At 73.2% G+C, this 10,380-nt stretch carries 9 protein-coding genes; 4 read left to right on the forward strand and 5 right to left on the reverse strand.

All coding sequences use genetic code 11. From position 1 onward, the window contains the following. Positions 1-19 precede the first annotated feature (19 nt). Positions 20-265, reverse strand: coding sequence for a hypothetical protein (locus tag AB0K37_RS24005; RefSeq protein WP_363984652.1), 246 nt, complete (start codon positions 263-265; stop codon positions 20-22). A gap of 188 nt (positions 266-453) precedes the next feature. On the opposite strand from AB0K37_RS24005, the gene AB0K37_RS24010 reads away from it, so the two are divergent. Beyond that, positions 454-1,113, forward strand: a complete 660-nt coding sequence (locus tag AB0K37_RS24010) for a response regulator transcription factor (protein WP_363984654.1) — start codon at positions 454-456, stop codon at positions 1,111-1,113. Here the strand turns inward: AB0K37_RS24010 and AB0K37_RS24015 are convergent. The 4 genes from AB0K37_RS24015 to AB0K37_RS24030 form a co-directional block, all read right to left on the reverse strand. Further along, the gene (locus AB0K37_RS24015) at positions 1,103-2,563 is read right to left on the reverse strand and encodes a response regulator (RefSeq protein WP_363984656.1); all 1,461 of its coding nucleotides are present in this window, start codon (positions 2,561-2,563) and stop codon (positions 1,103-1,105) included. The two genes, AB0K37_RS24010 and AB0K37_RS24015, sit on opposite strands and share 11 nt — an antisense overlap. A gap of 189 nt (positions 2,564-2,752) precedes the next feature. Next, a complete protein-coding gene (locus AB0K37_RS24020) occupies positions 2,753-3,652 on the reverse strand; it encodes an SDR family NAD(P)-dependent oxidoreductase (RefSeq protein ID WP_363984658.1) in 900 nt (299 codons plus the stop codon). Positions 3,653-3,703: 51 nt separating this feature from the next. Further along, positions 3,704-4,441: an SDR family oxidoreductase gene (locus AB0K37_RS24025; protein WP_363984660.1), complete on the reverse strand. Its 738-nt coding sequence runs from the start codon at positions 4,439-4,441 to the stop codon at positions 3,704-3,706. Between the two features lie 63 nt (positions 4,442-4,504). Beyond that, positions 4,505-5,536, reverse strand: a complete 1,032-nt coding sequence (locus AB0K37_RS24030; RefSeq protein ID WP_363984662.1) for a DUF4331 family protein — start codon at positions 5,534-5,536, stop codon at positions 4,505-4,507. A 435-nt stretch (positions 5,537-5,971) separates the two neighbouring features. Here AB0K37_RS24030 and AB0K37_RS24035 point away from each other — a divergent pair, with 435 nt between their 5' ends. The 3 genes from AB0K37_RS24035 to AB0K37_RS24045 are packed head-to-tail and all read left to right on the forward strand — an operon-like array spanning position 5,972 to position 10,235. Then, positions 5,972-6,694 (forward strand): histidine kinase, encoded by a 723-nt coding sequence (locus tag AB0K37_RS24035; protein WP_363984663.1) that lies wholly within the window; start codon positions 5,972-5,974, stop codon positions 6,692-6,694. A 56-nt stretch (positions 6,695-6,750) separates the two neighbouring features. Next, positions 6,751-7,917 carry an AAA family ATPase gene (locus tag AB0K37_RS24040; protein ID WP_363984665.1) on the forward strand — a complete coding sequence of 389 codons (1,167 nt, stop codon included), beginning with the start codon at positions 6,751-6,753 and terminating at the stop codon, positions 7,915-7,917. Continuing rightward, on the forward strand, positions 7,917-10,235 hold the full coding sequence (locus tag AB0K37_RS24045; protein WP_363984667.1) for a DUF5682 family protein: 2,319 nt from the start codon (positions 7,917-7,919) through the stop codon (positions 10,233-10,235). The genes AB0K37_RS24040 and AB0K37_RS24045 overlap by 1 nt, the downstream gene beginning before the upstream one ends. Positions 10,236-10,380: the final 145 nt, after the last annotated feature.

The raw sequence follows: 10,380 nt of genomic DNA on the forward strand, positions 1-10,380 counted from the left end.
CCGGCGCGGCAGGGGCCGGTCAGCGGGCGAGGAAGTCCAGGAGGGCGGGTTCGACGACCTCCGGGCGCGGCCAGCCGATGTCGGGCGGACCGCCGTGTGCCGTGACCACGTCGAGGCCCGCGATGAAGTCGTCGAGGAACGCTCTGAAATTGGCGGGCCGGTTGGTGATGACTCGGTAGCCCGCCAGTGGCGGCACGCGTTCCCGGCCCTCGTGGTAGATATCGATCGGAGCCGAGTTCCTCTGGCCGGCGGTGACGTAGGGCATGAATGCAGCCTCTCCTGGTATTCCAGGAACAGAGTTCCCTTGGATTCCAGTTCATCTCCGCAGGGCCGAGAAATCTGTCAGGCCGCCTCCAGAACTCGGGACGGCCTTCCCGATCCCGCGCGTGGGGAGAACCCCACGCGCGTGCGGGTGGGAGGAAGTCAGGTGACGCCCGTGATCGGCAAGCACCTATGAGCGCGCGATTCCGGGTCGTTCTCGGCGAGGACCAGCCCATCGTGCGGGAAGGCATCATCGCGATGCTCTCCCGGGGCGGCATCGAGGTCGTGGCGTCTGTCGGGGACGCCACCGAGCTGGTACGGGCCGCCGCCGCGGAGCGACCGGACGTGGTGATCACCGACATCCGGATGCCGCCGCGCCTCGCCGACGACGGGCTCCGGGCTGCACTGCGGATCAGACAGGCGCACCCGCGGATCGCGGTGATGGTCCTCTCGCAGTTCCTGGACCCGTCCTACGTGCTCGATCTGGTCGGGGACGACCCGTCCGGCATCGGGTACCTGCTGAAAGAGAAAGTGGCCGGCGCCGGGGCTCTGGCGGACGCGGTGCAGAGGGTGGCCGGCGGGGGCTCCGCGCTCGATCCGGACGTCATCTCCAGCCTGGTGGGCCGCCGGCGAAGAGCGGATCCGCTGAGCGCGCTGACCCCGAGGGAGAGGGACGTCCTCGCGCTCATGGCGGAGGGCCGCTCGAACGGCGGGATCGCCGAGGACCTCGTCGTCACCGTCGCGGCCGTCGAGCGGCACGTGACCGGCATCTTCCAGAAGCTCGGGCTGCAGCAGGCCGACTCCGCTCAGCACCGCCGGGTACTGGCCGTCCTGCGGTACCTCAGGCTCTAGCGGCCGGGGCGAAGAGCGCCGTCAGATCGGCGTCGAACAGCCGGTCCTTGGCGACGAAGCCCGCCACGCCGGCCTCGGCGAGCTCTCCGTCCGCCCAGGGCACGAGTTCGGTGGAGGTGAGGACGATCCGGGGGGTTCCAGGCCGCCCCTTCAGCGCCCGCGCCACCCGCAGGCCGTCCTGGTCGGGCAGGTGCAGGTCCAGCAGCAGGCCGGCGGGCCGTTCCCTGCGGACCGCCGCGACCGTTCCGGCGCCGTCGGCCGCTTCGGCGACCACGCTGAACCCGCGGGCGGACAGCAGGGCGGTGGCCACGCGGCGGAACCCCGGGTCGTCGTCGGCGACAACGACGGTGCGGGGCGGCGCGTCGGAGGGCCGGTCCGGCGGTGTTCCGGTCGCGGAGGACGGCCCGGCGGCCAGGGGGATCTCGATGTGGATCCTGGTCCCGGCGCCGGGCGGCGAATCGATCGAGAAGGCGCCGTCGAAGGCCGCGACCCGGTCGGCCATGCCGACGACTCCGCTGCCCCCGGTGCCGGTGGTGGCGCCGCCGATGCCGTCGTCGGCCACGTGGAGCCGCAGCGTCTCCCCGGCCTGGACGGAGATCTCGACACCGGACGACTGCGCGTGCTTGACGGCGTTCGTCAGCGCCTCGGCGAGGATGAAGTAGGCGTTGGACTCGACCGCGGCGGGGAGGCTCAGGCCGGGGTCGCAGGTGACGGTGACCGGGATGGGGCATCGCGACGCCAGCGACTCCAGTGCCGCGGGAAGACCCTTGACGGTCAGCGTGGACGGGTGGACGCCGGCGGCGAGCTCCCGCAGCTCGTCGATGGCGGCCTGCGCGTCGGCGATGCACCGGTCCAGGAGCGTGGCGGCGGCGGCGGGATCGTCCGCCTCGCGGGCAAGCCGCAAGCCGATCAGCAGGCCGACCAGCCGCTGCTGGGCGCCGTCGTGCAGATCGCGTGCCGTCTGCCTGCGCACCTGCGCGACGCCCTGGACGATACGCCGCTGCGCCGCGCGGGACTCGTCGGCCCGGATGCGCGCGGCGTCACGCTCGCGGCGCGCCCGTTCCAGCTCCCGCAGCTCGGTCGTGTCGTGGAAGAAGTAGACGGCTCCCCGCCCGTTCGGGAGTCTGATCGGGGACGACCACCATGACGCTGGGAAGCAGGTCCCGTCCCGTCGCACGAACCACTCGTCGTCACCACCGGCCGGCCTCCCGGCCCGCAGGGATGTGATGATCTCGCATCCGGGCGTACAGGACGGCGAGCCCACCGCGCCCTGGAGGTGCAGGATCTCGTGGCTCGGCCGGCCCAGTAGCTGGGCTTCCTCGTCGTAGCCGAGAGTCGCCAGAGCGGCGGGATTGGCGTAGCGGACGCGCCCGTCCCCGGATACCACCAGGACGGCCTGCGGAACCCCTCCAAGGATGTCCGGCAAGAGCGCCGTGTCGATCGCTGTCACCTGATGCCCTCCGTCGCCGGGCGCAGCACGTCGAGCGGAGTTCGTCCGCGCGTTGCGGTCGGTCGTGTTGCCCGTTCTCACCATCGTGCCCGGTCAGGGACCGGAATTGCGCATCCCGGTCACCGCGAGGGCGGACGGCGTTCGCTCGACGCCCACCCCCGCGGCCGCCCGGACCGCGCACCGGAGGTGTCAGACGCTCATCGGGTGCGGGTCGAGCAGGTCGGCGAGGCCGACCCGGGTGAGGAACTCCCGGTGGATGCGGTCGGCGACCTCGGACACCTCTTCCGAGCCGTCGTTGGCGGGGTCGATGTGCACCCGGTAGGGGCGCCGGCCGGCGGGGAGCGCGACGATGCGCGCGATCTCCTCGGAGACGAGCGATGCGTCGGCGCCGGCGGGCGCCAGGGCCGCGAGCTTCCGGGAGACTTCCTCCATGAGGTTCGGGAACTTCTCGTCGTACTCGGCCGCGACCGCCGTGTCCTGCGGATGGCCCGAGTGCGCGAAGTGGTTGGTGCCGCTGGTGAACGAGCCGGGCACCACGATGGAGGTCTCGACTCCCCAGCGGGCGAGTTCGACGGAGTAGCTGACCGCCAGGGAGTCCATCCCGGCCTTGGCCGCGAAGTAGGGTCCCAGGTACGGGGGCGTGCCCCCCTTGACGCTCGAGCTGGACACCCAGATCACCAGGCCCCTGCCCGCCGCGCGCATGTGCGGCAGCGCGGCCCGGTTGACCCGCTGGGTCGAAAGGACGTTCACGTCGTAAAGTGCGGCGAGCTGTTCGGGCGTGAAGGCCTCGGCCGGACCGGTGACCATGTGGCCGGCGTTGTGAACGAGGACGTCGACGCGCCCGTGGGCGGAGATGATCTGCCCGATCGCGGCGTCCACCGATTCCTGGGAGTTGACGTCGAGTTCGATGGCGCGCAGGTCGACGCCGTGCCCGGCCGCGTAGTCGGCGGCCGCCTCGACCTGGGGCGCGTTGCGGCCTGTGGTCTCGCGCATGCCGGCGTAGACGGTGTCGCCGGAGTCCGCGAGGGCGCGGGCGGTGAGGGCGCCGAAGCCGCTGGAGGCGCCGGTGATGACGATGATGTTGCTCATGAGGTACTCCTTCAAGGTGCGTGTCGGCTGGTTCGGGGCGGGAGCCGCAGGTCAGGCGAGCCCGCCGTTGGTGAACAGGACCTGGCCGTTCACCCAGCGCGCCGGTCCGGCGAGGAAGGCGACGGACTCGGCGATGTCGGCGGGGGTGCCCAGGCGCTCCAGCGGGGCGGCCTTGGCCAGACCCTCGATCTCTGTCGTGTTCTTGCCCCTGAGGAACAGGGGCGTGGCGGTCGGGCCGGGAGCGACGGCGTTGACGGTGATGTCCCGGCCGCGTAGTTCGCGGGCCAGCACCAGCGTCATGGCCTCGACCGCGGCCTTGCTCGCCGTGTAGGCCCCGTAGGTCGGGAACTGGGTGCGGGTGACCGAGGTGGAGAAGTTGATGATGGCGCCGCCGTCGCGGAGCCGCCGGGCGGCCTGCTGGGACACCACGAAGGTGCCGCGGATGTTGGTCCGGTGCATCCGGTCCAGGTCGTCGAGATCCAGCGTGGCGATCGGCGCCAGCAGCATGATCCCCGCGGTGTTGACGACCACGTCGATGCCGCCGAATTCCCGCTCGACCGCGTCGAACGCGTCGGCCATGGCCTTCTCGTCCGCGACGTCGCCGCGCACCGTGATCGCTTCGCCGCCCGCGGCGGTGATCCCGGCAGCGATCTCTTCGGCCCCGGCCCTGTCACCGGCGTAGTGCACGCCGACCGCGAAGGCGTCCCGGGCCAGGCGTTCCGCGACCGCGCGACCGATGCCTCCGGTGGAGCCGGTCACGAGCGCGACCCGCTTTGTTTCTTGGGACATGAGACTGTTTCCTCTCGTCTTCAGAAAAGAATGTGGACGATTCCCGGGAATGCCGCGCCCTGGTCAGGTGGCCGGGGGCACGTAAGGGAAGGAACACCTCGGCCCGGCGGTGACGGACTCCTTGGTGATGCCGAGCGTGATGGGCGTGTCGGCGGCGAAGGAGAACATCACGTCCGGAGCGTTGTCGGTCATCGTGCGGCCGTTCCAGCCGGCGAAGCCGAAGCACGCGGGCGTGTCGAGCGTGTAGGGCAGCACGTTGGGCAGGAACCGGTCCGCCACATGCCGCCCGTAGTCCTCGGGGTCCTGCGCGGTCCCGTAGGCGCGGACGACACCGGCGACCTTGGCGGCGACGGTCCTGCCGTGGACCTCCCGATCGGTCGACGGGTGGCCCTCGTTGAGGCGGTCGCCCAGCGGTTCGTCCAGCTGGGCGAAGAGCGGGTGGATCATCGGCAGGCCGGCCCGGTTGACGGGCCGCCAGCCGCCGGCGTCGGTGGCCAGCGTGGTCAAGGACCAGACGCCGATGCGCCGGTCGCCGCCGCTGAGCGGGCGCAACTCGTCGTCGGGCACTTCGAGCACGATGGAGTACACGGTGTGACCGGAGAACAGGTTCCGGGCGGCCGCCGGATTCCAGGACGACAGGTCGACCCGGGTGCCCCGCTCGAAGGCGGCACCGACCGCGTGCAGCACGTCCGGTTCGATCCAGAACGGGTCTCCGGCCTCGCCCGTCCAGACCCGCATGCCGCGCGACCCCTCCGCGGCCGCGCCAGTGGTGCCGCGGGCGACGACCGGGCCCGTGCCGGTCGGTTCACGTGCTTCGGGACCGATGATCCGCTGGAGCCGGAAGGCCTGGTCCCCGGTCGCGCCGCGGTCGTCGAAGGTGAACCTGAAGGTGACGTCCTCGACGGCGTCCCCGTTGCCGTCGACCTTGAATTCGTACCGCGCCTCCGGGTGGAAACCACGGGGATTTCCTCCCGCCAGCGAATGGCTCACGTTCATCACGAAAACGGTGCCGAACTCGCCGCGAAAGACGTATTGGTCCGTGATGTCCAGACGCGGATCCTGGCGTGCCAAGGGTGAGTCGAGGTGATGCGACATGATGCTCTGCCTTCTTTCTGCATGGGCCCGCCGGAAAGGAACTGCGAAGCCCGCGCGGGCCGCTGCGGCGACTGATCCGAGTCTTGTCGCCGGGGGAGCCGCACCGCCATTGAGCGGGCTTCAGACCTGTACGGGGGCCATCCCGACGTCACCGTGGGGCCTGCCCTACGTCACGGACGGTCCTACCCGCCCGTGACGTAGGACCCACTGCCATGGCGAGTTCAGAAGCGCGGCATCACCGGGTCCGCAGACCGCCGGCGTCATTTGACGCATGCCCGTCGCCGCTTCCAGGAGCAGCATTCTCATCAGGCGGCGGCCGGGCGGGACCTGGCCGGGGGCCGGGGCCGGCCGCCTGGCTGCCGAGCCGTTCGTCGCCGCGGTACGGGGCGGCATCGGTTCATTGACAGAAAGGTTCGCGCGATGTCCCCGGATGTCATGACCGAGTGGGCCCACCACCCCTTCCAGCAGGACGGGGCCGTGGGGCGGCAGCGAATCGCCCGCGCCCTGCGCCAAGGCGTCCAGGAACGTCTCGCAGGCCTGGTTCTGGAGCTCCAGCTCGCGGAAGAGGCCTTGCCCCCGGGGATCCCGGGGGCCGGCGAGTCCATCGCGCGCGCCCTCGACAGTGCCCGGGCGGCCCTCGACCAGCTGCGCGAACTGACATCCCGCATCCACCCGCCGGGCTTGGACCTTCGGGGACTCTCTCCCTGCCTTGCGGCGCTGGCGGCACAGAGCCCGGTCCCCGTGGCGATCTCAAGGGTCCCCGACATCCGGCTGCCTTCCTCCGTCGAGGCCGGCGCCTACTTCTTCGTGGTCGCGGCGCTCGCGCACGCGGTCGACGAGAGGGGGGCGACACGGGCCGACGTGGCCGTCGACCTCGCCGATCATCTGGAGGTGACAGTCCGGCACGACGGGCGCACCGATGGCGCTCGCCCTGCTCGGCCCGCCCTTCTCCGCAGTCCCCTCGGTTCCGGAGGCACGGTGCGCGTCACGGTGGCAAATGGCGAGACGACGCTGCGAGCGCTCATCCCCACGGGAGGCGAGAGCGCCCCGGCAGGCGGGCGCACTCACGCGCTCGACGAGGGCGATCCGGATCAGCGGGCCAGAGTGACGACGGCGGCCTTCCACTCTCGGCACCGCGGCAACCGCGGACGATGGTGAATCGGAAGATGGGGATCTTTGGGCGGAGTGTCCGAGGGGTCCCCTAGCGTTGGGGCATGGAAGATCATCTCTCGGAGGGGCCGGAGGACGTGGACACGGGGTACCAGCGGCCGCCGGCGGAGGTGCGGTTCGCCGGGGAGCTGGAGAGGCTCCGCGAGAGCGACACCGGGCCGAGGCCGCCCGGCTGGGCGCTCGGCCTGACGGCCGCGCGGCGGTTCATCGTCGGGGACGAGGCGCTCGGCGTCCGCCGCAAGTTCGTGGGCGACACCGCCCTCATCGACCGGGCCCTGGTCACCCTCGCCACCAGCCGGGGGCTGATGCTCGTCGGCGAGCCCGGGACGGCGAAGTCGCTGCTGTCGGAGCTGATCGCGGCGGCGGTCAGCGGCACCTCCACGCTGACGATCCAGGGCGGCGCGGCCACCACCGAGGACCAGATCAAGTACTCGTGGAACTACGCGCTGCTGGTCTCGGAGGGGCCGTCCACGCGCTCCCTCGTCCCGGCGCCGCTGCTCACCGGGATGGCCGAGGGCAAGGTCGTCCGGTTCGAGGAGATCACCCGCTGCCCGCTGGAGGTGCAGGACTCGCTGCTGTCGCCGCTGTCCGACCGCGTCCTGGCGATCCCGGAGCTGTCCCGCGCGGCCTCCGGCGGGAGCGGGACGCCCTCGTCCCACGGGGGGCAGAGCGCGGACGCGATGGTGTTCGCCCGCGACGGGTTCAACATCATCGCGACCGCCAACACCCGCGACCGCGGCGTCAACGAGATGAGCGCCGCGCTCAAGCGGCGGTTCAACTTCGAGACCGTGTTCCCGATCGCCGACTTCGCGACCGAGCTGGACCTGGTCGAGCAGGAGGCGGGGCGGCTGCTGGAGCACAGCGGGGTGGAGGTCGCGCCGCGCCGGGACGTCCTCGAAGTGCTCGTCACCGTGTTCCGGGAGCTGCGCGACGCCACCACCGAGGAGGGCCGGTCGATGGACCGGCTGTCGGCGGTGATGAGCACCGCCGAGGCGGTCTCGGTCGCCCACCAGGTCGGGGTGCGCGGCTGGTTCCTGCGCGGTGAGGAGGGCGGGGCCGCCGACATCGTCGAGTGCCTCGCCGGCACCGCCGCCAAGGACAACCCCGAGGACCTGGCCCGGCTGCGCCGCTACCTGGAGCAGCAGGCTCCCCGCCGCGACGGGGAGCAGTGGAAGGCGCTGCACGCCGCGCGGCACCTGCTGCCCGGCTGATGGCCGCCACGTTCGTCGGCGTCCGGCACCACAGCCCCGCCTGCGCCCGGCTCGTCCGGGAGACGATCCGGCGGCTGCGGCCCGCGTACGTGCTGGTGGAGGGGCCCGCCGACTTCGGCGACCGGATCGGCGAGCTGCTCCTCGGCCACGAGCCGCCCGTCGCGGTCTTCAGCTACTACCGCGACGACGAGCGCGTGCACGCGTCATGGTCGCCGTTCTGCGCCTACTCCCCGGAATGGGTCGCGCTGAACGAGGGCCGGGCCGCCGGTGCGGAGCTGCGGTTCATCGACCTGCCCGCCTGGCACCCGGCGTTCGCCGGGCGGAGCAACCGCTACGCCGACGCCGAGCGCCGCTACGCCGAGGTGACCGGTCGGCTGTGCCGGGAGTTCGCCGTCGACAACACCGACATCCTCTGGGACCACCTGTTCGAGATCGACGCGGAGAACACGGCGGAGCGGCTCGACGCGTACTTCGGGCTCGTGCGGGGCGAGGCGGAGGCCGGGGAGGACGACACCGCCCGCGAGTCCTACATGGCGGAGTGGGTGCGGGCCGCCGAGGCCGACGCCGGAGACCGCCCCGTCGTCGTGGTGACCGGCGGCTTCCACAAGCCGGCCCTCGAAGCGCTCGCCGCGTCCGGCGGCACGGCGTGGCCCCGCGTGCCCGAGCCGCCCGGCGACTCCACCGGCGGCAGCTTCCTCGTCCCGTACTCGTTCCGGCGCCTCGACGCGTTCACCGGCTACCAGTCGGGCATGCCTTCGCCCGAGTACTACCAGCGGCTCTGGGAGGACGGCCCCGGCGCGGCCGCCGGGGCTCTGGTGGAGGCGGTCGTGGCGCGGCTGCGCCGGCGGGGGCAGGTCGTGTCGACCGCCGACCTGATCGCCGCACGCACCCTCACCGCCGGCCTCACCCGCCTGCGCGGCCATCCCGCGCCGGCCCGCGCCGACCTGCTCGACGGCCTGGTGTCCGCGCTGGTGAACGACGACCTCGACCAGCGGCTCCCGTGGACCTCCCGCGGCGTGCTCGCGCCGGGGGCGCACCCGGCCGTCGCCGAGATGGTGGACGCGCTGAGCGGCGACCGGACCGGGCGCCTGCACGCCGACACGCCCGCCCCGCCGCTCGTGGGGAACGCGGCGGCCGAGCTGGCGCGCCTCGGGCTCGACCGCGGCGGCCCGGTCGTGCTGAAGCTGACGACCCCGCGCGGGCTGGAGCGGAGCCGGGCGCTGCACCGCCTGCGCGTCCTGCGGGTCCCGTTCGCGGCCCGCGAGTCCGGCCCCGCCACGGGCGCCGACCCGGAACTGGAGGAGCGCTGGACCCTGGACGCCGCCGACCGCGACGGGCGCCGCCACGCCGCGCTCATCGAGGCGGGCGCCTACGGGCCCACGCTGGCCGACGCCGCGGCGGCCGTCCTGGACGAGCGGATGAACGCCGCGGGCGCCGACATGGAGGACCTCGCCGCCGTGCTGTTCGACGCGGCGCTGTGCGGCTGCGCGGACCAGTCCGGCCGGATCGCCGAGTCGATCGCCGCCGGGATCGCGGGCGCCTCCGACATCGCCGCGCTCGGCGCCGCGCTCGAATCCGTCCTCGGGCTGTGGCGGCACGACCGCGTCCTCGGCACGGCCGGCAGCCCGCTGTTCGGCACGGTCGTCGAGGAGTGCGCCGACCGGATCCTGTGGCTGGCCGAGGGCGTGCGCGGCGGTCCCGCGCCCGCCGACCTGCGCCGGCTGCGCGCCCTCGCCGCCGTCCGCGACGCGCTCCTGCACGCCTCCGGCACGCTGCGCCTCGACCGGGCCGCGGCGCTCGGCGTCGCCCGCCGCGTCGCCGCCGGATCCGGCGCCCCGCCCGACCTGCGCGGCGCCGCGTTCGGGCTCGCCCGCGTCCTCGGCGACGCCTCCGACCCGGTCAGGGCGGTGCGCGGAGCGGCGGTCCCGGCGACGTTCGGCGACTGGCTCGCCGGGCTGTTCGCGCTGGCCAGGCAGGAGGTGCTCGACCCGGGCGCCGCCCTCCTCGGCGTCCTGGACGAGCTGGTCGGCGGGCTCGGCGAGGAGGACTTCCTCATCGCGCTGCCCGCGCTGCGGCAGGCGTTCGAGTTCTTCCCGCCCCGCGAGCGCGCCGCCATCGCCCAAGGGCTGCTGGACCGGCGGAACCTTCGCGGCTCCGCCGGCGCGCTGCTCCGCGCGCCGGACGCGCCGTTGCTCACCGCCGAGGCCCTCGCGCTGGACGCCCGCGTTGACAAGGCCCTCGCGGCGGCGGGCCTCGCCGCGGACGCGGAAAGCCGACCTTCGACGGAGAGCGGGGAGGGACATCGTGATCCCGCCTGACCTGGAACGCTGGCGGCTCGTCCTCGGCGCGCCCGCCGAACCGTGCACGGGCGCGCTGGGCGGCGGGGCCGCCGAACGGGACGCGGCGCTCGGCTGGCTGTACGGGCGCGACCCCGAGCTCGCCAGGCGCGGCGTGCGGCGCGGC

The organism is Actinomadura sp. NPDC049753, from assembly GCF_040674655.1.
Lineage (GTDB): Bacteria > Actinomycetota > Actinomycetes > Streptosporangiales > Streptosporangiaceae > Spirillospora > Spirillospora verrucosospora.

Coding starts and splice junctions, on each gene's coding strand:
- AB0K37_RS24040 (WP_363984665.1), top strand. CDS start 6,751: ATGGAAGATCATCTCTCGGAGGGGCCGGAGGACGTGGACACGGGGTAC.
- AB0K37_RS24025 (WP_363984660.1), bottom strand. CDS start 4,441: ATGTCCCAAGAAACAAAGCGGGTCGCGCTCGTGACCGGCTCCACCGGA.
- AB0K37_RS24005 (WP_363984652.1), bottom strand. CDS start 265: ATGCCCTACGTCACCGCCGGCCAGAGGAACTCGGCTCCGATCGATATC.
- AB0K37_RS24010 (WP_363984654.1), top strand. CDS start 454: ATGAGCGCGCGATTCCGGGTCGTTCTCGGCGAGGACCAGCCCATCGTG.
- AB0K37_RS24045 (WP_363984667.1), top strand. CDS start 7,917: ATGGCCGCCACGTTCGTCGGCGTCCGGCACCACAGCCCCGCCTGCGCC.
- AB0K37_RS24035 (WP_363984663.1), top strand. CDS start 5,972: ATGACCGAGTGGGCCCACCACCCCTTCCAGCAGGACGGGGCCGTGGGG.
- AB0K37_RS24020 (WP_363984658.1), bottom strand. CDS start 3,652: ATGAGCAACATCATCGTCATCACCGGCGCCTCCAGCGGCTTCGGCGCC.
- AB0K37_RS24030 (WP_363984662.1), bottom strand. CDS start 5,536: ATGTCGCATCACCTCGACTCACCCTTGGCACGCCAGGATCCGCGTCTG.